This window comes from Pseudoalteromonas sp. SR45-4, assembly GCF_014163535.1.
Classification (GTDB): domain Bacteria; phylum Pseudomonadota; class Gammaproteobacteria; order Enterobacterales; family Alteromonadaceae; genus Pseudoalteromonas; species Pseudoalteromonas nigrifaciens.
The window spans coordinates 1-24,259 of sequence record NZ_JACJDO010000003.1 but is presented as its reverse complement, the minus strand read 5'-3'; the positions used below and the strand labels follow the sequence as shown (position 1 = coordinate 24,259).

The 24,259-nt window shown below is 40.6% G+C and carries 24 protein-coding genes; 5 read left to right on the top strand and 19 right to left on the bottom strand.

The window, feature by feature from the left end; genetic code table 11:
• Positions 1-34: 34 nt before the first annotated feature.
• The 4 genes from H5058_RS02195 to rlmD all read right to left on the bottom strand — a co-directional run bounded on the left by H5058_RS02195 (position 35) and on the right by rlmD (position 6,120).
• Positions 35-1,669: a CTP synthase gene (locus H5058_RS02195; protein ID WP_179807081.1), complete on the bottom strand. Its 1,635-nt coding sequence runs from the start codon at positions 1,667-1,669 to the stop codon at positions 35-37.
• A gap of 160 nt (positions 1,670-1,829) precedes the next feature.
• The gene (mazG, locus tag H5058_RS02190) at positions 1,830-2,627 is read right to left on the bottom strand and encodes a nucleoside triphosphate pyrophosphohydrolase (RefSeq protein WP_179807080.1); all 798 of its coding nucleotides are present in this window, start codon (positions 2,625-2,627) and stop codon (positions 1,830-1,832) included.
• A 2-nt stretch (positions 2,628-2,629) separates the two neighbouring features.
• Positions 2,630-4,786, bottom strand: coding sequence for a GTP diphosphokinase (relA, locus tag H5058_RS02185; RefSeq protein ID WP_179807079.1), 2,157 nt, complete (start codon positions 4,784-4,786; stop codon positions 2,630-2,632).
• 8 nt (positions 4,787-4,794) lie between these two features.
• On the bottom strand, positions 4,795-6,120 hold the full coding sequence (rlmD, locus tag H5058_RS02180; RefSeq protein WP_179807078.1) for a 23S rRNA (uracil(1939)-C(5))-methyltransferase RlmD: 1,326 nt from the start codon (positions 6,118-6,120) through the stop codon (positions 4,795-4,797).
• Positions 6,121-6,222: 102 nt separating this feature from the next.
• Between rlmD and barA the strand changes: the two genes are divergently transcribed.
• Together barA and H5058_RS02170 are read left to right on the top strand one after the other, a co-directional pair.
• On the top strand, positions 6,223-8,979 hold the full coding sequence (gene barA / locus H5058_RS02175; protein ID WP_182676734.1) for a two-component sensor histidine kinase BarA: 2,757 nt from the start codon (positions 6,223-6,225) through the stop codon (positions 8,977-8,979).
• A gap of 62 nt (positions 8,980-9,041) precedes the next feature.
• Positions 9,042-9,410, top strand: coding sequence for a VOC family protein (locus H5058_RS02170; RefSeq protein ID WP_086995046.1), 369 nt, complete (start codon positions 9,042-9,044; stop codon positions 9,408-9,410).
• A gap of 135 nt (positions 9,411-9,545) precedes the next feature.
• Here H5058_RS02170 and pdxJ read toward each other — a convergent pair whose 3' ends face one another.
• The 10 genes from pdxJ to rpoE form a co-directional block, all read right to left on the bottom strand.
• Positions 9,546-10,277 (bottom strand): pyridoxine 5'-phosphate synthase, encoded by a 732-nt coding sequence (gene pdxJ / locus H5058_RS02165; protein ID WP_011327431.1) that lies wholly within the window; start codon positions 10,275-10,277, stop codon positions 9,546-9,548.
• Positions 10,278-10,299: 22 nt separating this feature from the next.
• A complete protein-coding gene (recO, locus tag H5058_RS02160; protein ID WP_011327430.1) occupies positions 10,300-10,992 on the bottom strand; it encodes a DNA repair protein RecO in 693 nt (230 codons plus the stop codon).
• Positions 10,993-11,014: 22 nt separating this feature from the next.
• Positions 11,015-11,947: a GTPase Era gene (era, locus tag H5058_RS02155; RefSeq protein ID WP_182676732.1), complete on the bottom strand. Its 933-nt coding sequence runs from the start codon at positions 11,945-11,947 to the stop codon at positions 11,015-11,017.
• A complete protein-coding gene (gene rnc, locus H5058_RS02150) occupies positions 11,937-12,614 on the bottom strand; it encodes a ribonuclease III (RefSeq protein ID WP_041454353.1) in 678 nt (225 codons plus the stop codon). Before rnc ends, era begins: the two co-directional genes overlap by 11 nt.
• Positions 12,615-12,616: 2 nt before the next feature.
• Positions 12,617-13,552 (bottom strand): signal peptidase I, encoded by a 936-nt coding sequence (lepB, locus tag H5058_RS02145; RefSeq protein ID WP_011327427.1) that lies wholly within the window; start codon positions 13,550-13,552, stop codon positions 12,617-12,619.
• 16 nt (positions 13,553-13,568) lie between these two features.
• On the bottom strand, positions 13,569-15,359 hold the full coding sequence (gene lepA, locus H5058_RS02140) for a translation elongation factor 4 (RefSeq protein ID WP_086995043.1): 1,791 nt from the start codon (positions 15,357-15,359) through the stop codon (positions 13,569-13,571).
• A gap of 122 nt (positions 15,360-15,481) precedes the next feature.
• A complete protein-coding gene (locus H5058_RS02135; protein ID WP_182676730.1) occupies positions 15,482-15,931 on the bottom strand; it encodes a SoxR reducing system RseC family protein in 450 nt (149 codons plus the stop codon).
• Between the two features lie 20 nt (positions 15,932-15,951).
• Positions 15,952-16,905, bottom strand: coding sequence for a MucB/RseB C-terminal domain-containing protein (locus tag H5058_RS02130; protein WP_011327424.1), 954 nt, complete (start codon positions 16,903-16,905; stop codon positions 15,952-15,954).
• 4 nt (positions 16,906-16,909) lie between these two features.
• Complete coding sequence (locus tag H5058_RS02125) at positions 16,910-17,527, bottom strand: sigma-E factor negative regulatory protein (RefSeq protein ID WP_011327423.1); 618 nt, start codon at positions 17,525-17,527, stop codon at positions 16,910-16,912.
• A gap of 1 nt (position 17,528) precedes the next feature.
• Complete coding sequence (gene rpoE / locus H5058_RS02120; RefSeq protein WP_011327422.1) at positions 17,529-18,110, bottom strand: RNA polymerase sigma factor RpoE; 582 nt, start codon at positions 18,108-18,110, stop codon at positions 17,529-17,531.
• Between the two features lie 244 nt (positions 18,111-18,354).
• Between rpoE and nadB the strand changes: the two genes are divergently transcribed.
• Positions 18,355-19,962 carry an L-aspartate oxidase gene (gene nadB / locus H5058_RS02115; RefSeq protein ID WP_179807075.1) on the top strand — a complete coding sequence of 536 codons (1,608 nt, stop codon included), beginning with the start codon at positions 18,355-18,357 and terminating at the stop codon, positions 19,960-19,962.
• Here the strand turns inward: nadB and H5058_RS02110 are convergent.
• Together H5058_RS02110 and H5058_RS02105 are read right to left on the bottom strand one after the other, a co-directional pair.
• Positions 19,940-20,308 (bottom strand): hypothetical protein, encoded by a 369-nt coding sequence (locus H5058_RS02110; RefSeq protein WP_179807123.1) that lies wholly within the window; start codon positions 20,306-20,308, stop codon positions 19,940-19,942. The genes nadB and H5058_RS02110 overlap by 23 nt on opposite strands.
• A gap of 40 nt (positions 20,309-20,348) precedes the next feature.
• A complete protein-coding gene (locus tag H5058_RS02105) occupies positions 20,349-20,600 on the bottom strand; it encodes a succinate dehydrogenase assembly factor 2 (RefSeq protein WP_011327419.1) in 252 nt (83 codons plus the stop codon).
• A gap of 164 nt (positions 20,601-20,764) precedes the next feature.
• Here H5058_RS02105 and ygfZ point away from each other — a divergent pair, with 164 nt between their 5' ends.
• Entirely contained in the window at positions 20,765-21,676 is a 912-nt protein-coding gene (gene ygfZ, locus H5058_RS02100; protein ID WP_089367843.1) for a tRNA-modifying protein YgfZ, read from the top strand.
• A 12-nt stretch (positions 21,677-21,688) separates the two neighbouring features.
• On the top strand, positions 21,689-22,174 hold the full coding sequence (locus H5058_RS02095; RefSeq protein ID WP_011327417.1) for a peptidylprolyl isomerase: 486 nt from the start codon (positions 21,689-21,691) through the stop codon (positions 22,172-22,174).
• A 67-nt stretch (positions 22,175-22,241) separates the two neighbouring features.
• Here H5058_RS02095 and H5058_RS02090 read toward each other — a convergent pair whose 3' ends face one another.
• From H5058_RS02090 to H5058_RS02080, 3 genes are all read right to left on the bottom strand, one after another.
• Entirely contained in the window at positions 22,242-22,718 is a 477-nt protein-coding gene (locus H5058_RS02090) for a hypothetical protein (protein ID WP_179807074.1), read from the bottom strand.
• 45 nt (positions 22,719-22,763) lie between these two features.
• Positions 22,764-23,546: a DUF481 domain-containing protein gene (locus H5058_RS02085; RefSeq protein ID WP_086995029.1), complete on the bottom strand. Its 783-nt coding sequence runs from the start codon at positions 23,544-23,546 to the stop codon at positions 22,764-22,766.
• A gap of 79 nt (positions 23,547-23,625) precedes the next feature.
• Entirely contained in the window at positions 23,626-23,946 is a 321-nt protein-coding gene (locus H5058_RS02080) for an HI1450 family dsDNA-mimic protein (protein WP_011327414.1), read from the bottom strand.
• Between the last annotated feature and the right edge of the window lie 313 nt (positions 23,947-24,259).

Here is a 24,259-nt window from a genome sequence, read left to right as displayed (position 1 = left end):
AAATAAGCCGTGCAATATGCACGGCCTATTAATATTACGAAGACGCTTTTTGGTGGATGTGAGCCGCAGCTACAAACCCTTCAAACAGCGGGTGACCATCGCGTGGTGTTGAAGTGAATTCCGGGTGGAATTGCGCTGCAATAAACCAAGGGTGATCTTTATTTTCAATAATTTCTACTAGCTTTTTATCTTCCGATAAACCAGTAAAGCTTAAACCAGCTTTTTCTAGCTGCTCTACAAAGTTATTATTAACTTCGTAACGATGACGATGACGTTCTACTATTTCATCGCTACCGTATACTGCATGCACTTTAGAACCCGGTGTTAAATGACATTTTTGTGCGCCTAAACGCATAGTGCCACCTAAGTCTGATTTTTCATCACGCTGCTCTACTTTACCTTCAGCATCTAGCCATTCGGTAATTAAGCCAACCACAGGGCTTGCAGATTGCGCGTTAAACTCAGTTGAGTTTGCATCAGTAAGACCCGCTACGTTACGAGCATATTCAATTAGCGCTACTTGCATACCTAAACAAATACCTAAGTAAGGCACTTTGTTTTCACGCGCGTATTTAGCCGCTAATATTTTACCTTCAACGCCACGACTACCAAAACCACCAGGTACTAAAATAGCATCTAAGCGCGTTAGTGAATCAACGCCTTTGGTTTCTAAGTCTTGTGAGTCGATGTACTGAATATTTACCGTTAAACGATTTTTCAGACCGGCATGTTTTAATGCTTCGTTTACAGATTTATAAGCATCTGGTAATTCAGTATATTTGCCTACCATACCAATAGTTACTTCACCTGTAGGGTTAGACTCTTGATAAAGTACTTGTTCCCATTCAACTAAATCAGCTTCAGGAGCTTCTAAATGAAAACGACGACATACAAAGTAATCTAAATCTTGCGACTTTAATAACGCAGGAATTTTATAAATACTGTCTACGTCTGGTAGTGATATAACCGCTTTTTCTTCTACGTTAGTAAACAATGCAATTTTTGCACGTTCGTTATTTGGTAGTTTGCGGTCTGAACGACAAATAAGAATGTCTGGCTGAATACCAATTGAGCGCAGTTCTTTAACCGAATGTTGCGTTGGTTTAGTTTTCACTTCGCCTGCAGGGCCTAAAAATGGCACTAGCGTTAAGTGAATAAATAGCGCGCGCTCACGGCCAATTTCAGTACCCATTTGACGAATTGCTTCTAAAAATGGTTGTGACTCTATGTCACCCACTGTGCCGCCAATTTCAACGATTGCTATATCATGGCCTTCAGCGCCAGAATAAACACGTTGCTTAATATCGTTAGTAATGTGTGGAATTACCTGAATTGTTGCTCCAAGGTACTCGCCACGTCGCTCACGACGTAATACATCTTCGTATACACGCCCTTGTGTGAAGTTATTACGACTCGTCATTTTGGTGCGAATAAAACGCTCATAGTGACCTAAATCTAGATCGGTCTCTGCGCCGTCTTCAGTAACGTATACTTCACCATGTTGAATTGGGCTCATTGTGCCTGGATCAACGTTGATGTAAGGATCCAGCTTTAAGATAGTAACATTAATACCACGGGCCTCTAAAATAGCTGCCAATGATGCTGCTGCAATACCTTTACCCAACGAAGAAACAACCCCGCCGGTAACGAAGATAAATTTTGTACTCATGCGAACCCTAGAATATCAGGAATTAAAAGGAATATAATACCCAAACAAGTGATTTTGGAATATAAACAGGACGGGGAGAAATTGTACCAAAGCATAGCCAATCAATCCAGCTAAAATTAGAAATTGTAAGCACAAAAAACAGCCATAATTTTACTACACACTATTTGACTTTTTTGATCTCATCCCATGCTGCATCCATCTCATCAAGCGTGGCCGACTCTAAACATTTTCCTTGGGCATTTAAATAAGCTTGTACTTTTTCAAAGCGAGTTGAAAACTTGTCGCTGGCGCTACGTAGTAATTGCTCTGGGTCGCGCTTTACATGGCGCGCAACGTTTACTGTAGCAAACAGTAAATCGCCCAGCTCTTCTGCGCTGTGATCTGAATACGGATTGTGAGCGAGTGCTTCTTTTACTTCCTCTACTTCTTCGCTCACTTTATCCAATGCACCATGGTAACTTGGCCAATCAAAACCAAGAGCAGCCACGCGCTGCTGAATTTTTTTAGCTTTACTTAAGCTTGGCATATTAACGGGAATATCTTGCCACAGCGAAGGCGTAGCATCTGCGCTTTTGGCGCTGCGCTCTTGTGCCTTAATTGCTTGCCACTGCGCAGCAAGCTCATCATCGCTTAGCGCTGTTTGCTGGTCGAACACATGAGGATGACGGCGCGTAAGTTTAGCGTTTAATTGTGTCACTATATCGTTAAAATCAAATAACTTTTGCTCATTAGCAAGTTGAGCATAAAACACAATTTGAAAGAGTAAATCGCCAAGTTCATTTTTAAGCTCACCTAAATTGCCCGATTCAATGCAATCGGCCACTTCAAACGCTTCCTCAATAGTGTGTGGCACTATTGAGCTAAAAGTTTGCTTACGATCCCAGGGGCAGCCAATCTCAGGATCTCTTAGCGTTTTCATTATATGCAGTAGTTGCGCAAGCGCGGCGTTATCTGTCATATTTATTGCCCTCGCTTTGCACTGTGTACACCTTCAATTTGGTGTAACTTAGAAAGCACTCTATTAGTACCCGACAGATCGTGTACCTCTATTTGCATGGTAAATATAGCAATTTGATTATCATCAACGGTATTTACATTCATATTTAGCACATTCACTTTTTCGTTGGCTAACACTACACTTATGTCGCGAATTAAACCTGAGCGGTCGCTGGCCTCTATTCTAATACTTAGCGCATAGGAGTTATGAATATCGTCTGACCAGCTTACAGAAATAACTCGCTCTGGATGCTGAGTTTTTAAATTATTAAACGAGTCGCAATCATCACGATGTACACCAATACCACGCCCTTGCGTTATATAGCCAATAATTTCATCCCCCGGAACCGGACGACAACATTTAGCAACATGACTCATTAAGCTACCTACGCCATCAACCACAATACCGTTATTATCGCCGGTTACTTTTGTTGGGTTTTTAAAACGTATTACCGGCTCGTCTTCGGGGCGATCGGTAACAAAGTTAAGCATTTGATTAAGGCGAATATCACCTGCGCCAATGGCGACCATTAAATCGTCGAGCTCTTTAAAGTTAAAACGCTTAATAGCGGGTGCTAAGTCTCTATAATTTAAATCGAGTTTTTGCAGTTCGTTATCGAGTATTTCTTTACCGGCACTAAGATTTTTGTCGCGATCGAGCTGTTTAAACCAATGGTGTATTTTGGCTCTAGCACGCGATGACTTTATATAGCCTAATGATGGGTTTAACCAATCGCGGCTGGGGTTTGGCTGTTTTTGGGTAAGAATTTCTACCTGATCGCCGGTGCTTAACTGATGGGTAAATGGCACAATTTTGCCAAATACTTTAGCGCCAATACAACGATGCCCCACATTAGAGTGAATATAATAAGCAAAATCTAATGGTGTTGCCCCCAGTGGTAAATCAAAAATATCGCCTCGTGGGGTAAATACGTATACGCGGTCTTCTACCACTTGATTTTTAAGCTCTTGTGCTAGGTCGCTGCCATCAACCACTTCTTCTTGCCATTGTAATAGTTTACGCAGCCAGCTAATTTTTTGCTCATAACCTGAGCCTCGCCCTGGCAATGCGCCTTCTTTATACATCCAATGCGCAGCAACACCCAGCTCGGCATCTTGGTGCATATCGCTGGTGCGAATTTGAATCTCTACCGTTTTGCCTTCGGGGCCAAATACCACGGTATGAATAGACTGATAGCCATTTTGCTTAGGTGTGGCAACGTAGTCGTCAAACTCTTTATGCAAATGACGCCAGTTAGTGTGCACTATGCCCAGCGCGCCGTAACAATCTTGCAGGCGCTGCACCACAATACGCATTGCGCGAATATCAAACAGTTGATCAAACTCGTAGTTTTTTTGCGCCATTTTTTTATAAATGCTGTAAATATGCTTTGGCCGCCCGTAAACCTCTGCTTCTATGCCCGCCTCGCTTAAGCGGCTTTTAACTTGCGCTACCATGTCTTCCATGTAGGCTTCACGCGCTAGGCGTTTGTCATCAAGCTGTTTGGCAATGTTTTTATAAATATTGGGGTGCAAATACCTAAACGATAAGTCTTCAAGCTCCCACTTTAATTGCCCTATACCTAAGCGGTTTGCCAGTGGAGCAAAAATGTCGGCGGTTTCTTTGGCGGCAATAACACGGTCTTCTTCTGCGGCATTTTTAACATTGCGTAAATGACATACTTGCTCTGCTAACTTAATAACAACCGCGCGCACATCCTCTACCATAGCAAGTAACATACGGCGAATATTATCAACCTGTACCGTGCCTTTGCCTTGGTGCGCCAAAGTGCTAATAGTAGCCATTTGTGCGACCCCGTTTAGCAATACCGCAATACTGCTACCTAGCTGCTCTTCAACAGTTTCAAGGGTGACTAAGTTATTTATAAAATACGGCGTTAAATAAGCAGTAGCTAATGAGTCTGCATCAAGATTAAGCTCGGCTAAAATTTCGACCATTTCAATAGCTGTGCTTTGTCGGGTGGTATTGTCGCACGCTAAACAAAGTGCCTGTGCTTTATTAAGCAACTCTACTTTTTCTGCCGACAGAGCAAGTAACTTTAAGCGACTAGCAAAGTCCCCGGTTTCATCCTGTTGATGTGATTGACGTGTAGCTACCATAATGCGCTTTACCTCCGTTGAAATAACGCCATAGTTTCAATATGCCCGGTGTGCGGAAACATATTCATTAGCCCAATTTTATGCAGTTCAAAGCCTGCTTGCGAAATAATAGCGCTGTCACGGGCTAAAGTAACAGGGTCGCATGAGACGTATAAAATAGTTTTAAACTGCTTTAAAGGAAGTTGTTCTAATACCGTTATTGCCCCAGTACGTGAGGGGTCTAACACCAGTACATCTAAATTTTTATTAAACCACGAAGCCGTTTCAATTTTATTTGTTAAATCAAAGCAATTAAATTGAGTATTAGTGATTGAGTTAGTGTGCGCATTTTGCGTTGCCATTGCAACCGCTGAAGCAACCCCTTCTATACCAATTACTGTTTTTGCTTGTTTTGCCAGCACTAGTGAAAAGTTACCAATACCACAAAATAAATCTAATACGTTTTCGTCGCCTTTTAGTGCCAGCCAATTTTGTGCTTGTTTAAGCATTGCTTGATTAACGCTAGCATTAACTTGGATAAAGTTATTTAAGCCAAATTCAAACTTTAACCCTAACTCTTCAAGTGCATAAAATGGCATGGCTAAATGTGAGTGTTCAATCACTTCACTTTCGCTTTGCCACACTAATTGCCATTGTTGCTCAGCGGCACTTTGTGCTACCAGTGCTTTTATACTCTCTGAAATAGGTTTTGTGTGGCGAATAATAACAAAGTTTTGCTCATCGCCTTGGCACAATTGCAAGTGAGATACACTGTGCAATGCCTTGTGTTGATTAATTAAGTTATCAAATACAGTAAATACATTTGCAAATACTTCACTTAGTACTGGGCACTCATTAATACTAATAATACTTTTAGAGCCACTTGCTCTATAGCCTACATGCATTTTTTTTGCTTTTTTATCAAACATTACCGCTAAACGAGCACTTCGTCTGTAATGAGTGGCTTTACTTAATAAGGGGGCTTGCCAGTTTAATTCATCAAGCTTGGCAAACTTTTCAAATAATTTGCTCACCGCTATTTGCTTTTCGACTACCTGTTGGCCGCTATCTAAATGCTGCAACTGACACCCACCACATTGATTATAATGCTCACAAAATGGTGCTACGCGATATTCACTCGCCTGTAATACTTTATGTGTTTGCGCTTCGCTGTAACGCGCTTTGTCGGCAACAATGGTGGCTTTTACTTGCTCGTTTGGCAAAGCATTACTTACAAAGCACACTTTATTATTGTGTTTCGCTATGCCGCGACCATGGTGATCCATGGCGGTGATATCGAGCACTAAAGACTGTTGTTTTAGCGGTTTTTTTGTTGCTTTAAATATTTGCGCCATTAGGCATTACCTTTAACATTTGATGAATCGACTCCAATTGCAGAATACCTCATTATCCGTATATACTCTGAGCATGCTGATAACAATAATAACGCTCCCAATATGACTAAATTAGGCTTACGCGATTCTGTTTTAACACTCACTCTGATCCCCACGGTGATCATTGGATTGTTACTCGGTGGTTATTTTACAATAAATCGTTACATTGAGCTTGATGAAATTTTATATCAACAAGGGACTACTATTTCAGAGCCCCTTGCTATTGCACTTGAGCAGCCATTACTTGAAAAAAACAAACAACTACTAAATCGTGTCATTAGCTATACCCACAATAAGCACTCCCCAGTAGTAAAAGCGATTGCATTATTTGACGACAATAATAAGCTAATAATAACCAGTAACTATCATCGCTCGTTTGATGACTTGCTCAACAACGAGCAACTAAATAATCTTAATGCCACTCAAGTTCATAAAACAGATGATTTAATTACCTTTTTTACACCCATTATTAATCACACAAGTCCTGATACAAAATGGGATAAATCGATATTTCAAACCTCACTAGGAACTGTAGTATTACAGTTAAATAGAGATCAAGCAGTTATTGGTCAGCAAAGGGCCTTACTGGTCAGTGGTATTGTTATTATACTAGCCTTGGTCTTGGCCGCTATTTTAGCACTTAAACTTAGCCATATGTTTATGAGCCCTCTTAATAAATTAGTACTGGCAACCGATAGGCTCGTGGAAGGTAAAAGAGAAACTGGTTTAAACGAATCTATGGTTGGTGAGTTTGAGTTGCTCCGCGAAGGGTTAAATACTATTTCTTACTCTATGGTGATGCAAAAAGATGAAATGCAAAAAAACATTGATCAAGCCACCAGTGATTACCGCGAAACACTAGAGCAGTACGAAACGCAAAATATTCAGCTCACTATGGCCAAAAAAGAAGCCCAAGATGCCAACCGGGTTAAATCTGACTTTTTGGCAAAAATGAGTCATGAGCTACGCACCCCTTTAAATGGCGTGATTGGTTTTACGCGTCAGCTGCATAAAACGCCATTAAATAAAAACCAAAAAGATTACTTAGATACCATTGAACTGTCGGCTAATAGTTTAATGACCATTATTAGCGATATATTAGACTTTTCAAAATTAGAAGCAGGCGCTATGGAACTTGAGTCTATTCAGTTTCAGTTGCGCGATACCGTTAACGAAGTAATGACGCTGTTAGCCCCAAGCGCCCATGATAAGCAGCTTGAGCTGTCTATTTATATTAGCCCGCAAGTGCCCGATCACCTAACCGGTGATCCTACGCGATTAAAACAAGTTTTAATTAATTTATTAAGTAACGCAATTAAGTTTACCGAAAAAGGCGCTATAAAAGTCGACATTAGCCATAGACTACTCGATGATGAGCGCACCTCTATTTTAGTCTCAGTGGCCGATACCGGCGTAGGTATTCCTGTTGATAAGCAAGATGCATTATTTACCGCCTTTGGCCAAGCCGATTCAAGTATTACCCGTAAATTTGGTGGCACTGGCTTGGGGCTAATTATCACCAAGCATATTGTAGAGGCCATGAGTGGTAAAATTACACTTAACTCAGCCCCTGGTAATGGCACCTGCTTTACCTTTAATGGCGTATTTAGACTGCCTAATCATGTGTTTGCCAGTGACTTACCAACTAAATCTTTGCTCGGTAAGCATGTTTTATATTTAGAGCCACACGAGCACACCCATCATGCTGTTTTATCTTTGCTTAACGAATGGCAAATAAGTGTGACCGGCTGCTTTAGCGATGCAGAATTTTTAGCAGCAATCGACAATAAAGAGCAGCAATATGATATTTGTATCATTGGTGATATGGCCTCGGTTAACGATATGCAGCGTTTAAAGGCTCATGTAAAAGCGGTGCGTGAATCAACCGACTATTTATATTTAATGCTCAACACGGTATCGCATAGTATGCGTGAAGCCTTTATTGGCAGCGGCGCTGATGCCTGCTTAAGTAAACCGCTTAACCATCGTAAATTGTGTGAACTACTTGCCGCGCCGTATCGATTAGATCACCCGGTGCACAACATTGAGCAAAATGAGCAAACACTCTTGCCGTTAAAAGTATTAGTAGTTGACGATAATGACGCTAACTTAAAATTAATTTATACCTTACTTAATGAGCAGGTTGAGCTAATAGACACTGCGCACAATGGCTCGCAAGCTTACAGTTTGAGTAAAAGCCACAAGTACGACGTAATATTTATGGACATACAAATGCCAATTATGGATGGTATTACTGCCTGTAAGTTAATTAAAGAATCATCATTAAACGAAGATACTCCAATAATTGCAGTGACCGCACATGCACTGCATAGCGAAAAAGAGCAGTTATTAAAAGACGGTTTTGAAGGCTATTTAACTAAACCGATTGATGAGGACATGCTCAATCAAATTATTTGCGATCACAGCCCACAACTACCGGTTAGCCGCGATAAACTAAAAAATATGCCACAAAGTCCGCCCCCCTTTAACAGTGTGCGCCTTGATTGGGGCATAGCACTGCAACATGCAGGCGGTAAAAGTGAACTGGCATTAGAAATGCTCAATATGTTACTTCTCAGCGTGCCCGAAACACTTAGCTTATTAGCGCAAGCTATTGCCGATGAAGACTGCAAACAGGTACTGAGCATTATTCATAAATTACATGGGGCGTGTTGCTACACTGGCGTACCTAAATTAAAGTCGCTGGCCGAAACAATCGAAACCGCGTTAAAAAGTAACTGCGTATTAGCCACTATTGAACCTGAGTTATTTGAACTACAAGACGAGCTAGAGAACTTACTACTTGATGCTAAAAATTAAAGGCTCGAAACTATAATACGATAGCTATTGCGCCATCAGTACAATAAATAGGAAGAGACTTTATGAGCAATAACAAGGTAATTGGTAGTATTGAATGGCGCGATCTTACTGTGGCTGATGCACAACAAATCAGCGACTTTTATGCACACGTTGTTGGTTGGCAAAAAGAGCCTGTAGATATGGGCAGTTACAATGATTTTAATATGAATAACGCACAAGGGACAATAGCAGGCATTTGCCATGCAAAGGGCGATAACGCCGACTTACCAGCACAGTGGTTAATGTATGTTCGCGTAGAAAATGCTCAGCTTAGCGCACAAAAAACGCTGGAGTTAGGAGGTGAAATTATTAAAGGGCCGACTGAATATGGTGGCGAAAGCTATTTTATTATTCGCGACCCAAGTGGCGCTATTTTGGCAGTATATTCATAGCTTTTATTAGCTTTAATAATACTCAACCAAGCTAGTTGGTAATTTACATAATAGCGAGGCTCAAAACCCGAAGCTTCATGCACCTAATAGTACTAAGTAGCAAGAAGCTTCAAGTAGCTTATTTAAAGCGAGGCTTTAGGCACGCGCTTCAAGCATTAAGCGTTTCATATCGCGTACGGCTTTATCTAGCCCATCAATGGCGGCGCGAGCAATAATGGCGTGACCAATATTAAGCTCATAAATTTCTTCCATTGCGGCAATTGGTTTTACATTATGGTAATGCAAACCATGGCCCGCATTGACAATTAAGCCAATACTGGCTGCGTATTTAACGCCTTGGCGAATATGTTCAAGCTCTTTGCTTATTGCCTCATCTGTTGTAGCATCTGCATAAGCACCGGTATGAATTTCAACATACGGAGCGCCTGTTGCTTTAGCTGCATCTAGCTGCGCTTTATCGGCATCAATAAATAACGAAACTTTAATACCTGCGTCGCTCAAGGTTTTTGTTGCTGCGGTAATTTTTTCAAGATTACCCGCCACATCAAGTCCGCCTTCGGTGGTTAGCTCTTCGCGTTTTTCTGGCACTAGGCATACGTACTCAGGTTTTACCTCAAGTGCAATATTGATCATTTCATCGGTTACGGCTGTTTCAAGGTTCATGCGTGTTTGTATGGTTTTAGCCATTACATACACGTCACGGTCTTGAATATGACGGCGATCTTCACGTAAATGAATAGTGATACCGTCGGCTCCTGCATGCTCAGCTACACTTGCTGCATGTGCTGGATCAGGGTAGCTAGTGCCACGTGCTTGGCGAAGTGTTGCAATATGATCAACGTTTACACCCAAAAGAATATCTTTCATTATTTTACCTGTAAAATTACGTTTATTGAGAGGCCGCAAATAACTCACGACTTTTTAATGGTTTATTACCAAGTAGTGGCTTTAATAAGTAGCGGCTTAATTGCTTTGCCATATATAACACATCTGCTTGGCTAAAGTCATGATTAGCTATGGCATTAAGTTGCAAACCGCTAAATCCAGAGCGCGGATCGTCTTGTACTAAAAAGCCAACTTCTGCAAAATAGCTATACGTTCGCTTTTCATCTATGGGTTCACCGCTGGCGTCAAAACTAAAATCGACGCCATAACCTAATAGTTCTAATAGTTGAAATTCGTAAGAACGCAGTACTGCTTGTAAATTAGCACCGCTATTAAGGTTTTTTAAGTGCGTATTATAAAGCTGAAAAACCTGATCAATCGGTTCATTAATTGGCACAATTCGATTAGTTAATTCATTTAAATAAAAGCCGCAATAAAGCTCATCACCTTTTAAAAAAAGTGGCGTTCCGTGCAGTTCAAATTTGTTGATGTATTTTAAATCGTACTTGCCGTTGTAATGTACCAACAAGGCTTGGAAAGGTTGTAATTGCGCTTTATGTTTAGTGGCCTGGCGGCCACTAATACGGGCTAGCATTCTAAGTTGGCCAACGCCTTCTACTAGCATATCAAGCATTACTTGGGAGTCACTATAAGGACGCCGATGTAATAAATACGCTCTGTAGAAGTCGCTATCCATAATTTAAACTGCTAGCAGATTATTAGTCTTCACCATAACCTAGGCTTCTTAATGCGCGCTCGTCATCAGCCCAACCCGATTTAACTTTAACCCAAAGCTCTAAAAACACTTTATTATCGAGCATTTCTTCAAGATCTTTACGTGCTTCGCGACCAATGGTTTTTAGCTTTTCGCCTTTATTACCAATCACCATACGCTTTTGTGTTTCGCGCTCAACGAGTATTAAACCATTGATATGCCAAATACCGTTTTCTTGCCATTTAAACTGCTCTATTTCAACAGTAACAGAATACGGTAGCTCCTCGCCCATAAAACGCATTAGCTTTTCACGAATGGTTTCTGCTGCCATAAAGCGCATTGAACGGTCGGTTACGTAGTCTTCTGGAAAATAAAATTCACTTGGCTGAAGGCGTTTAGTTACTTCAGCTTTGATCAAGTCGATATTTTTACCTTGCTCAGCCGACACTGGCATAATACCAATAAAGTCAAACTTGTCGCCTAACCACTTCATATGAGGCAGTACTAGGTCGCGATCTTTTACTAAATCTATTTTATTGATCACCAATAATACCGGCTTACCACTTTGCGATACTTTATTAAGTACCATGTCGTCATCGGCATTCCAGTGGGTGCCTTCAACTACAAATATAATAAGCTCTACATCACCAATTGAACTTGATGCTGCGCGGTTCATTAAGCGGTTAATAGCACGTTTTTCTTCAACGTGTAGGCCAGGTGTATCAACATAAACAGCTTGATGATTACCTTCGGTATGAATACCCATAATACGGTGGCGTGTGGTTTGTGGCTTACGTGAGGTAATACTAACCTTTTGCTCAATAATTTTATTAAGTAAAGTAGATTTACCTACGTTAGGTCGCCCTACTATTGCGATCATGCCGCAAAACGTATCTATATCGCCATCGTGTGGTTGTATTAAGGTATCAAGGTTCATTTTTAAGTATCTTCAATGCTTTTTCAGCAGCTTTTTGTTCGGCTTTACGACGCGAGCTACCAACAGAAATAATGCTATCCATGCCATCAACAATACATTCAACCGTGAATGTTTGATTGTGTGCCTGGCCTTTTGTATCAACAACTGTATAGCCCGGTAACGATAGTTTACGAGCTTGCAAATGCTCTTGCAGCAGGGTCTTAGGATCTTTTTGATTAAGCCCTGGTGAAATAGCATTTAAACGCTCTTCATACCAAGATAAAATTAATTCGCCACAGCGTTCAATATCCGAATCTAAAAACACAGCGCCAATAATCGCCTCTACGGCATCGGCAAGTGTTGACTCGCGACGAAAGCCGCCACTTTTTAGCTCGCCTGGACCTAAGCGTAAATAATCCCCTAAGCCAAACTCTAAGCCAAATTCAGCCAATGTTTGACCACGCACTAAGGTAGAGCGCATACGGCTTAAATCGCCTTCACGCGCTTTAGGAAATTTAGCATACAGCGCATTTGCAATCACAAAGCTTAAAATTGAATCGCCTAAAAACTCTAGTCGCTCGTTATGCTGACCTTTATGACTACGATGCGTCATTGCTTGCTCAAGCAAGCCTTGATCTGCAAAGATGTAGTCTATTGTTTTGTATAGTTCTGTTACATTTTTTTTCATTGCTATTGAATATTACCTAGGCGTTCAAAACGAACACCAGTTGGAACCCATCCTGGTAAAATGTCATCTGGGCCATTATCAAATTCAAAACTCATCCATATAAAGACAGCTTTACCCACCAAGTTTTCTTTTGGCACAAAACCCCAAAAGCGACTATCTTGGCTGTTATCGCGATTATCACCCATCATAAAATAATGATCAGCAGGAACAACCCATTCATCGGTAGGTGTACCTGGTTGCTGATAATAACGCCCTTTACGTTCAGGCGCCTGAGGGTTAATTAAAATATCATGGTTTAACGTAGTTAAGTTTTCATTTAAACGCGCTAATGCCATTGAGCCTTGCTTAAATTCGTCATCATTAATTAATTTAAAATCAATTTTATTAAATTCATTACAAAGCAGCTCACCCTGCTGGGTTTCACCAGCTTTACAATTTGGTTGAATATATAAACGCTTATCACGATAAACAATTTTATCGCCAGGCAAGCCTATTGTGCGTTTAATAAAATCGACCTTTTCGTCTAGCGGGTATTTAAAAACAATAATATCACCACGCTCAGGCTCACCTACATCAACTAATTGGCTGCGCCATACAGGGTCTTTAATCCCGTACGAATACTTTTGCACTAAAATAAAATCTCCTACTAATAAAGTAGGCATCATTGAACCTGAAGGTATTTGAAACGGTTCAAACATAAACGATCTAAATATAGTGATAGCAGCAATCATCGGAAAAATCGACTTTGCTGTTTCAGTAAGCATAGGCTCTGGTGCGATTAATGCGGCAGTTTCTTCATCTAATTTACCACCAGCAGAAGCCTCTGCCATAGCCAAATGCGCATTTCGTTTCGGCGCAAACATTAAGTGGTCTATTAACCATATTAGACCTGAGCCTAAGGTTAATAGCACCAATAAAACTGAAAAATAGCCAGCCATTTATAATCCTTTGTTTTTATTTACCAACTTTTAAAATAGCTAAAAACGCTTCTTGAGGCACTTCAACGTTACCTACTTGCTTCATGCGTTTTTTACCATCTTTTTGCTTTTTAAGTAGCTTTTTCTTACGACTCACGTCACCGCCGTAACACTTAGCAATTACGTTTTTACGCATCTGTTTTATCGTAGTACGGGCAATAACATGTCCGCCAATAGCTGCTTGAATCGCAATATCAAACATTTGACGTGGAATTAGCTCTTTTAGTGCATCGGCTAATTGGCGACCACGTGATTGCGCACTATCGCGGTGAGCAATGATCGCCAGCGCGTCGACGCGCTCTGAGTTGATTAAAATATCAACACGTACCATGTCTGATGTTTGGAAATGCTTAAAGTTGTAATCAAGCGACGCAAAGCCACGACTGGTTGATTTTAACTTATCAAAAAAGTCCATAACTACTTCTGCCATAGGCAGTTCGTAAGTTACCGCAACTTGCTTACCATGATATGACATTTTAGTTTGCATGCCACGCTTATCAACACACAAGGTAATAACACTGCCTAAGTATTCTTGCGGCACTAAAATATTGGCTTCTACAATCGGTTCACGAATTTCTAAAATATCGTTTACCGCAGGTAAATCAGATGGGTTATCAATTTGGAAAGTCCCGTCTTTTTTAGTCACTACTTCATAAATTACGGTTGGTGCTGTGGTAATTAAATCAATATCGTATTCACGTTCTAAACGCTCTTGAATAATTTCCATGTGTAGCATGCCTAAAAAGCCACAACGAAAACCAAAACCAAGTGCTGTTGAGTTCTCTGGTTCGAAAAATAACGACGCATCGTTTAAGCTTAATTTATTAAGCGCATCACGAAACGATTCATATTCATCAGAAGCAATTGGGAACATACCTGCATACACTTGTGGTTTTATTTTTTGAAAACCAGGTAAACGCAATGGTGCCGCATTTTTTTGATGAGTGATAGTATCGCCAACAGGTGCACCATGTATTTCTTTAATACCAGCAATTACAAAGCCTACTTCACCGGTTCTTAAAATACCTGTGTTAGTTTGCTTTGGTGTAAATACACCTACCTGATCGGCTGTGTGTACGTGATCGTTCGACATGATTTTAATTTTGTCGCCCGCGCGCAGTTCACCGTGCTTAATGCGCACTAATGATACAACACCTTGGTATGGGTCAAACCATGAGTCAATTATAAGTGCTTGAAGAGGAGCATCTTTATCGCCAACCGGTGGCGGTATATCTTTAACTATCATTTCAAGTACTTCGGCAATACCAACGCCAGTTTTAGCGCTACATTGCACAGCATCTAGGGCATCAATACCAATAATATCTTCAATTTCTTCAGCCACACGAAGCGGATCGGCTTGTGGTAAATCTATTTTATTAAGTACAGGAATAACTTCTAAGTTCATTTCAATGGCAGTGTAACAATTTGCCAGTGTTTGTGCTTCAACACCTTGACCAGCATCTACAACGAGTAACGCACCTTCACATGCTGCTAATGAGCGTGATACTTCATAAGTAAAATCAACATGCCCTGGGGTGTCGATAAAGTTAAGCTGGTAGATCTCGCCGTCATTGGCTTTATAATTCAAGGTTACACTTTGCGCTTTAATGGTAATACCACGTTCGCGCTCAATATCCATTGAATCCAAAACCTGTTTTTGCATTTCACGGTCGGTTAAACCACCACAAACTTGGATCAAACGATCTGAAAGGGTCGATTTACCATGGTCAATGTGGGCGATGATCGAAAAATTACGGATATGCTTCATAAAATGGATTCTAAACTCTATTTTAATGGACTAAGTAGATATACCTAAACAACTTGAAAATATTTGTTTTTATATTTTCAAGTTGTTGTGGCGTAAGCGGGCAATTTTACATTTAATTGGCATCAATCACCATCTATTTGAGTTAAAGGAAGGCTAATTGGATGAATTTTTATCACTTTGATATCATGCCTGAATGATTTAACCCACATTTTAGCCATTAAAAAGCCAATACCGCCACCCAAAGCAGCAGCTAAAATTTGCCATCCTTCGGAAACTAACAGTAATTCAGCGGCAACTAGCGCAAAGCCTAGGCTTAAAAATAGCGGCAACATATATACAGTAAAGGCGTGTTTAACAACGTGGCTGTCATCAAGCGATAAGGTGATTTTTTGTCCCACCACTACGGGCGTGTCAAATTTATAGGGAAAGGTTTTTTTAGCACTGCCAAATAACTTACTAAACACCTGCGATCCACAACGACCATTACAGCCTTCGCATGCTTGTTTTTGTTGTGCCTCTAAATGTGCAATGTGGCCACTAAGGGCCACAACTTTTAAGGTTTGTTCTATCATAACAACTCTTTATAAATCGTTTATAATGCGCGGGTCACCGACTCTGCAATTTTTTTGGCCGTTAAACTAGGAATATTACCCACCACCGAAACATCAAAATTACCGCCGTTGTGCACATAAACTGTGGTTGCCCCAGAGGTGAGTGAGCCACTTAAGCGCTTACCCGGCAAAGGTCTTTGTATAAATACCGACACTTCTACAAAGCCATCTGAAAATAAATAGTAGTCGGTTAATTCATTATTTAAATCTAATTTATGGCGGTCTGATTTTAATAATTCAAAGCCTGCTGGCAACCAGTCTATTTTCCACGTTTTTGCCGTATTACTGTCCAATGTTTCGAGTGAGTTATTTGGTAACGGGGTTGGAAAGTTGCGATTAAGTATTTCCAGCAACATACTAGCAGGCTGCTCTGTAACACTTATGTGGGTAAGTTGCAGTTGCTCTAAAGCTTCGCCTTGATGATTAACATAGGCCGCTTTTAGTAATAAAGAGGATTCCATATCAAGCCAAATCCAGTAGTTATATTTGTCTTCATCTTTAGATTCTATACGTACTAACTGAGCTGCTCGTCCTGATATACGCCCTTTTCCACCAAGTACAAAGTCATAATGGCCACTTAAACGCTCAACGTTTTTAAACAGTACTTCAGGAATTGGCCCTGCAATTGAATCAGTTGTAAGTGAATAAGGCTCTGATTGCGGCTCAAAATAAGTAACTTGGTTGTCAACGCGTACCATTTCTAGGCCCGCGCCATTGAGTAAACTTAAGTGTTCTATCTCAATGTCATCTTGTTTTGCATGTAACCAACGGTAGGGTTCCATGGTTTTACCTTTAACAACCACAAACGAGGCGTCAAAGTTACGGGTATGAACGGCATTAGCCATTTTAAGCAGTAAATCTTTGGCAGGATTGGTGTCGCTGGCAAAGGTATTAAAGCTGATTGCCAGCGACAGAATAAAAGTAATTACTTTCATTTAATTAGTTGTTTTCCTCTGGTTTTTTTGCATCCGTTTGCGCAGCCTCTAATGAATGTGCAACACGAGCTTGGCGTTGATGCTCTAAAACAAGTGCGCCAATACGTTGCTGCTGCAATTCACGCAAACCATTTTCTGCGTTTTTAAGCGCGGGCTCCGATGAATAACTCACTGGTGATGCAGTACCTGTAAAAGGTGTTGTTTGCAGCAATGGAATTTCGCTTTGTTGCGCGCCATCGCCCTGTGGCAACATATTTACGCCTACAATAGCAAACATAGCAACACTTGCTGCAATCGCAAGTTGTGCCACTGGCTTGCGCCAATTAAATGCCACAACTTTATTGTCGTTTATAGTATCACTTTGCGGCGCAGATTGCGCTTTAGACTGACTGAAATCTGCATATACTGGTTCGCTTTCGAGTGCTAACGCAACACGCTTGCTAATATCAATATGAATATCGCTGTGATCTTTTTGAGCTCGCATTGCATCACCAATTAACGCATAACGGCCAAAGGTAGCAACGTCTTGCTCTGCAATTTTTGCATCTGCTAGTTGTTGCTCGCCGTCAAGTAATGCAGATAACGATTCGTCATCTAACCTGTTAACGTGTGCTTTTATCATACTAAGACTCGCCTATTAATGGGTTTAATTTGTTATCAATTGCTTCACGGGCACGAAATATACGCGAACGTACCGTCCCGACTGGGCAATCCATTACCACAGCTATTTCTTCATAGCTCATCCCTTCAATTTCTCTGAGGGTGATTGCGGTTTTAAGATCTTCAGGCAAACTATCAATCGTATTAAAAATAACAGCGCGTACTTCTTCGCTCAGCAGTAAATTTTCAGGAGATGCGTTAGAACGCATTGAGTCCGCGCAGTCATAAAATTCGGCATCTTGTGCGTCTATATCACTTGCTGGCGGTTTACGCCCCTGAGCTACTAAATAATTTTTAGCACAATTTACTGCAATACGGTACAACCAAGTATAAAAGGCACTATCGCCCCTGAAGTTAGGAAGCGCACGATAAGCTTTTATAAACGCTTCTTGTGCTACATCTGCAATATCACCCTGATTTGACACATAACGTGAGATCAAACCGGCAATTTTGTTTTGATACTTCTTTACTAATAGGTTGAAGGCGTTTTTATCTCCTTGCTGAACCCTTTTTACTAGCGCTAAATCTTGATCCTGCTCGCTCATTCGAGCCGGTACTCCTGTGTCTAATTTTTGCTTATCATTCATAGTGTCGCCATTGTTCACAGATACTCTGACTCTTACATGAATAAAAAGTTCTGCTTTATATTGTTTTTTTATTAAATAGTCGTAAATAACCGTAGTTAGAGCCAAAATTACTACTTGGTATGATGGCAAATATGATACAACTACCACTATTGAAAACAAACATTGCTCTATATGGGCATTGTAACCGCAAAGTACCTCTGACATGAACCAAAATAAACATCACATTGCAGATGTCGCTATTATCGGTAGCGGCGCAGCGGGCTTATCACTTGCCTTATCTTTAGCTAACTATTGTAACGTTACCGTAATCAGTAAGGGAGCACTCACTGAAGGTTCCACACTCTATGCCCAAGGTGGTATAGCCGCGGTATTTGATAAGAAACATGACAGTATAGAGTCACATGTGCAAGACACGCTCGATGCGGGCGGTGGCTTATGCGACAAAGAAGCAGTGCACTATACCGCTAGTAATGCCCACGATTGTTTGCAATGGTTAATTAATCAAGGCGTACCGTTTGATATAGAGCTGGATAGCCATGGTAAAGAGCGTTTTCATTTAACGCGTGAAGGCGGCCACAGCCACCGACGCATTTTACACGCCGCCGACGCTACTGGTAAAGCCGTACAAACTACATTAATCAGCCAAGTTCAAGCCCACAAAAACATCACCCTGTTAGAGCATTACAACGCCATTGATTTAATTACAGATAAAAGCGGCAATAAAGCTAGCTCGCATATAAATGGCATGTATGTATGGAATAAAAACGCCAAAAAAGTAGAAACAATTGCGGCTAAATTTGTTGCTTTAGCTACAGGTGGTGCTAGTAAAGTGTATTTGTATACTTCAAACCCTGATGTTTCCAGTGGTGATGGTATTGCTATGGCATGGCGTGCGGGTTGTAGAGTGGCGAACATGGAATTTAACCAGTTTCATCCAACCAGTTTGTACCACCCTGAATTACAAAACTTTTTAATTACCGAAGCAATGCGTGGTGAAGGCGCTTATTTAAGACGCCCCGACGGCAGCCGATTTATGCACGAGTTTGATGAGCGTGAAGAGCTTGCTCCTCGCGATATTGTTGCTCGCGCTATCGACTTTGAAATGAAACGTTTGGGTGCCAATTGCGTATTTTTAGACATTAGTCACAAAGATAAAAATTTTATTATTGAGCACTTCCCCACTATATATGCAAAGTGTCTAAGTGTCGGGCTCGATATTACCAAAGATCCTATTCCTGTTGTACCTGCAGCGCATTATACCTGTGGTGGAGTAATGACTGACTTTAATGGTAAAACCGATTTAGATAACTTATATGCAGTAGGTGAAGTTGCTTATACCGGCTTACATGGTGCTAATCGTATGGCGAGTAACTCATTACTAGAGTGTATTGTGTTTGCCCATGCGGCTGCAAAAGACATTTTAAGCAAAATTGAACATGCACCAGAGCCCATTAACCTGCCGCACTGGGATGAAAGCCGCGTAGCTAATTCAGATGAAGAAATAGTGATTACTCACAACTGGCATGAACTAAGGTTGTTTATGTGGGACTACGTGGGTATTGTGCGCTCAACCAAACGCTTAGAGCGTGCACTACATAGAGTTGAGTTGTTACAGCAGGAAATACATGACTATTACGCTAACTTTAGAGTTAGTAATAACTTGTTAGAGCTGCGTAATTTGGTACAAGTTGCCGAACTAATTATTCGCAGTGCACTTGAGCGTAAAGAAAGCCGTGGCCTGCACTACACTATTGATTACCCAGAGCAAAACGCTAATCCAACACCTACTATTTTAACTCCACAGCGTTAATTGCATTAAGTGTAGCGCGTTTTAGGCGCGCATAGCTTTGTACATCAACACTATTGGCTGTAATAATCAGCCAATAGTTGTTATTAAAACCCTTAATATAAAGCCAAACACTATTGCCAATTAAGCGGCTTTTAGCACTTATTTCGCCTTGAATTAACCGTGTGTTATTTTCAAACCTAAACTGCTTTGGGGCTAAAATAATAACGCCTTCGAGTGGCTGTACAGCCTGCATTTTTAGCCATACAAGTATGGCCGCTACAAAGTTAACAACTATGCAAAAAATTATTGCCTCAAGTGAACTTAAAAATAAGCACAGCAATAATGTTAAAACACAAAAAAAGACCACAATAGGTTTATGGTCTGTTTTGTTTGCTGTAACTGTAAACCTATACACGAACTCGGTCTAAAATAAGTTGCACCATGCTGTTGAGCTGCTCATCTTTACATTCTTTATGGCCCATAAACCAAGCAAATAAGTCAGGATCTTCTTCGGTAAGTAAACGCTGAAAAATAGCTTGCTGTTCAACGCTAAGTGAATCAAAAGCATCCTCTACAAAGGGCATAAACAATACATCTAGCTCTAGCATGCCACGGCGACAAGCCCAACGGATACGTGCTTTACTATGAATTTCAGTCATTTTAAACCTCATATTTAATTGACCTGAGTTTAACAAATACCAATTAATTTAGCAGCTCTTAATCACTTATTAAAATAATAAAAACCCGTACAGAGTTAGCTGCTGTACCCAAGGTTGTATCTACGTTATTATGTTACCTCATTAAATAGTCAAAGAAGGTGTTTATGTCGATTGTTCATGCGTGTGCTTTATCTCATCAGCTTATTAGCTTCTCTGGCGCAGATAAATTATCTTATCTTCACGGACAAATCACTCAGGATATCAACAAGCTAACCAACAACAATTATCTTTGGGCCGGGCACTGTAGCGCCAAAGGTAAGTTATGGGGCGTGTTTAAATTATTTTCTCATCAAGATCATTACTATTTAATTGGCTCTAAGGCTGAAGTAGAGTGCTCTTTAGCCGAGTTAAAAAAATATGCGGTATTTGCTAAAGTAGACATTAACGTAGCACCACAGCGATTAATTGGCTTAATTAGCGACGACTTTACTGAGTTACTCACACAACTTAATATCGAATTTGCGGCGCAAGACACTGCATGCGATTTTAGCCATGGTAAAGCTCTTAAGCTTACCGGCAATCGACTTTTACTAATGGTAGATGAGCAATTTAACTTGCCTGATAACGTAGTAACGCTTGAAAACGATATGCTATGGCAACAAGCTGCTATTTTAGCCGGCGAGCCACAGCTTAATGAGCAAGCGATTGGTGAATACGTGCCGCAAATGGTTAACTTGCAAGCAATAGGTGGCATTAGCTTTAAAAAAGGCTGTTACGCAGGGCAAGAAACCGTAGCGCGAATGAAATACTTAGGTAAAAATAAGCGTGCTATGTATATCGTTTCAGGGCAAAGCGATGGGTTACTTACTGAGTTGGATCTAGAAAGACAACTAGGCGAAAACTGGCGCCGCGCTGGTAAACTTATCAGCCAGAGCTTTAATGAACAAAGTAAAACACTTACTGGCCTTGTAGTGTTGCCAAACGATACTGATGTTACTCAGGTACTTCGTGCAAAACACACTCCTTCGGTAGAGCTAAACATTCTTCCTCTACCCTACTCTCTTGAAGATGAATAAATAGGACTGACTATGATCGTTGCAGCAAACAAAGTGGTAAAAATGCATTATTCGGTATTAGATAATGACGGCAATACCATTGATAACTCGTTCGATGGCGAACCACTAATTTTTATTATTGGCACCGGCTATCTAATTTCAGGCCTAGAAAATGCTCTGCAAGGCAAACAAGCTGGCGACACGTTAAGCGTAAAAGTTGAACCTGATGAAGGTTACGGCGAACGTAGTGACAACTTAATGCAAGCTGTGCCTAAAGAAATGTTTGAAGGCATGGAAATTGAAGTGGGTATGCAGTTTCGTGCATCAACCGATGATGGCGATCAATCAGTCATGATCATCGACATTCAAGACGAAGAAGTTATTGTAGATGGTAATAACCCACTGGCTGGTATTACGCTTAACTTTAATGTAGAAATTTTAGAAGTACGCGATGCAACCGAAGAAGAACTAAGCCATGGTCATGTACATGGTGAAGGCGGTTGTGGTCACGACCACTAAAATGCCCTAAGCAAATAAAAAAGCGCCTAAGGCGCTTTTTTTGTTACTAAACTCAATTTAATTACATTTAAACCGCAGCAGGTTTAACATCATCGGTAGCTGCTTTAAGTGTTTCTGCAGGTGCTATTTTACCTTCAAGCGCTGTGAGTAAGCCTTGCTGATCATTAGTACCCACTCTGTATAAAGTGCCATCTTTAAGGGTAAGTTGAATAGCACTAAAACCAGACACTGTATATATCCAGCCATCGTGGGTAATACGAATACCAATCCCATGACGATACGAGTTTTGCACCGCTTTAGCTTCTGCAATATCTGCAAGTGCAATACTTTGCCCAGCAACACCAGGACCAAATGCCCAACTAATATGAGTGTCATTTACTTTTACGGTTAAGCCATGAAACAAAAAACCCACCAGCACTAAAATACCGGCAAACACCATAAGTGGGCCATCAGCCCCAATTAAATTCCAGGCGAGGGCTACAAAGCCACCAATCCAGGCTAATACAAAAAATATAAATAGCGCATACTGCTTATGCTGATACATAACACTCTCAAAATTAAATAACGATACGATTAAAAATAAAACAACTTAAAAGCTATAAACTAATGTTGCGCTGAGCTCTGAGTCAAACTTGAGCTTATTTTCTTCAGGTTTGGAATTATAACGATACATATAAGCAAACTTAAGTGATACCCCACCAATTACTTGGCTGATCAAGGCTGTTTCTGATTTTAATCGTGAATTAAGCCCCGACAAAGACTGCTCTATACTTACATCTTGGTTAAAGCGCGTTCGCTCAGAAACCAACCGCTCCCATTGCATAGCAAAGCGCACTAAATAACCTACTTTGTTTTTATCATCTTCGCTAACATCAGACTGCTCCTCAGCCACAGAGCGATACAAACCAGGTCCTATATCAATATCAACTTTATTTTTAACGCCTTGGTAAACGCGCGCACCATAACCTGTTGCTACAGTACTTTTAAACGCTAGACCGCTAAATTTATCTTCTTCGTAATCGCCATAAATAAAAAATGAGGAATTCTTAACGCCTACTTTGTAGTTACCTTGCGCTGATATAAACACCCGGTTAGCGGTCACATCAGACTTTCCGGTGTCATCGTTATGATCGCGTTTGTATAAAGAATCTATTTTAAATTGATTACGCCAGCTTTCAAAATCTTGATAAAGGTTACCTTTGAGTTTAAAACTGGTCGAATTAGTATTGCCTTTACTTAATATAAAACCAAATTCGGTGTCGCCGTAAAGCATTTCGCCTTTATGTAAATCATGAATTTCTTCATCCGAGAGTTGTCCGTATTCATGAAAATCTTCAAAAGGATCGACAGCCCAACTTGGGCGGCAAACCATTAAAAAAATTAAGAATAAAAACTTACGCAAAACACTCTCTCTTGTAGGTGATCATAAAACAACTTTAACTAAAACTGAGTTACTCAGTCTCTTTCCATAAAATGTGACAAAAAGGCGCGTCTTTATCACGGCTAATTAAAATTTTAGCGAATAATACATCGTCATTTTCAAATTCTAAGCCTACTAACACCTGCAAAAAATGATCAGCTTCAACTTCTAGAGCAACAAAATCCTGCCATTGCTCATCGGGCTCGCCCTCTTCAATAAAACCAAGTTCTTCTCTGTATTGATTAAAAGTTTCAACGTCTTGCTCATTCAGGTTGCTTGGTGCCAACTCTAAAAAAATATCGTACGCTTGATGAGTTGCTTCTTCTTCTGTGTATAAACGCGGGCCTGACATGAGTAGTTAACCTTTGAGCTTTTAAAGTATGATCATAATACCAAAAGTTATCGTTGTTTTGAGAAAAAAACGCTGAAAAAACTGACTTTCTTCAGTCTCTTAATTGTTATAAGTAAAATCAATCAATTGAGACCTGCCGCTGAGTAATAAATTCATTTTATTTTAGGGTCTGTTGACCTTTGCGGATTAAATTTGTTCAAACTAGGGGCGATTTAATCACGGCGCGAGGTTTGTAACCTAGTGGGCTAAGTAAAAACCGAGCAAAGCTTCCGCGTCCTGCTCACGCCCCTTACCTACATCCATGTAGGCAACA

Excerpts from the sequence above, each read along its gene's own strand:
- recO (WP_011327430.1), bottom strand. The coding sequence starts at position 10,992 with ATGGATAGCGACTTCTACAGAGCGTATTTATTACATCGGCGTCCTTAT.
- H5058_RS02085 (WP_086995029.1), bottom strand. The coding sequence starts at position 23,546 with ATGGTTTGCCGCCCAAGTTGGGCTGTCGATCCTTTTGAAGATTTTCAT.
- rnc (WP_041454353.1), bottom strand. The coding sequence starts at position 12,614 with ATGAAAAAAAATGTAACAGAACTATACAAAACAATAGACTACATCTTT.
- H5058_RS02095 (WP_011327417.1), top strand. The coding sequence starts at position 21,689 with ATGATCGTTGCAGCAAACAAAGTGGTAAAAATGCATTATTCGGTATTA.
- era (WP_182676732.1), bottom strand. The coding sequence starts at position 11,947 with ATGAACCTTGATACCTTAATACAACCACACGATGGCGATATAGATACG.
- H5058_RS02090 (WP_179807074.1), bottom strand. The coding sequence starts at position 22,718 with ATGTATCAGCATAAGCAGTATGCGCTATTTATATTTTTTGTATTAGCC.
- H5058_RS02125 (WP_011327423.1), bottom strand. The coding sequence starts at position 17,527 with ATGATAAAAGCACACGTTAACAGGTTAGATGACGAATCGTTATCTGCA.
- lepB (WP_011327427.1), bottom strand. The coding sequence starts at position 13,552 with ATGGCTGGCTATTTTTCAGTTTTATTGGTGCTATTAACCTTAGGCTCA.
- mazG (WP_179807080.1), bottom strand. The coding sequence starts at position 2,627 with ATGACAGATAACGCCGCGCTTGCGCAACTACTGCATATAATGAAAACG.
- barA (WP_182676734.1), top strand. The coding sequence starts at position 6,223 with ATGACTAAATTAGGCTTACGCGATTCTGTTTTAACACTCACTCTGATC.
- H5058_RS02080 (WP_011327414.1), bottom strand. The coding sequence starts at position 23,946 with ATGTCAGGCCCGCGTTTATACACAGAAGAAGAAGCAACTCATCAAGCG.
- rlmD (WP_179807078.1), bottom strand. The coding sequence starts at position 6,120 with ATGGCGCAAATATTTAAAGCAACAAAAAAACCGCTAAAACAACAGTCT.
- rpoE (WP_011327422.1), bottom strand. The coding sequence starts at position 18,110 with ATGAGCGAGCAGGATCAAGATTTAGCGCTAGTAAAAAGGGTTCAGCAA.
- lepA (WP_086995043.1), bottom strand. The coding sequence starts at position 15,359 with ATGAAGCATATCCGTAATTTTTCGATCATCGCCCACATTGACCATGGT.
- H5058_RS02170 (WP_086995046.1), top strand. The coding sequence starts at position 9,042 with ATGAGCAATAACAAGGTAATTGGTAGTATTGAATGGCGCGATCTTACT.
- H5058_RS02195 (WP_179807081.1), bottom strand. The coding sequence starts at position 1,669 with ATGAGTACAAAATTTATCTTCGTTACCGGCGGGGTTGTTTCTTCGTTG.
- ygfZ (WP_089367843.1), top strand. The coding sequence starts at position 20,765 with ATGTCGATTGTTCATGCGTGTGCTTTATCTCATCAGCTTATTAGCTTC.
- H5058_RS02105 (WP_011327419.1), bottom strand. The coding sequence starts at position 20,600 with ATGACTGAAATTCATAGTAAAGCACGTATCCGTTGGGCTTGTCGCCGT.
- relA (WP_179807079.1), bottom strand. The coding sequence starts at position 4,786 with ATGGTAGCTACACGTCAATCACATCAACAGGATGAAACCGGGGACTTT.
- nadB (WP_179807075.1), top strand. The coding sequence starts at position 18,355 with ATGAACCAAAATAAACATCACATTGCAGATGTCGCTATTATCGGTAGC.
- H5058_RS02135 (WP_182676730.1), bottom strand. The coding sequence starts at position 15,931 with ATGATAGAACAAACCTTAAAAGTTGTGGCCCTTAGTGGCCACATTGCA.
- H5058_RS02130 (WP_011327424.1), bottom strand. The coding sequence starts at position 16,905 with ATGAAAGTAATTACTTTTATTCTGTCGCTGGCAATCAGCTTTAATACC.
- pdxJ (WP_011327431.1), bottom strand. The coding sequence starts at position 10,277 with ATGAAAGATATTCTTTTGGGTGTAAACGTTGATCATATTGCAACACTT.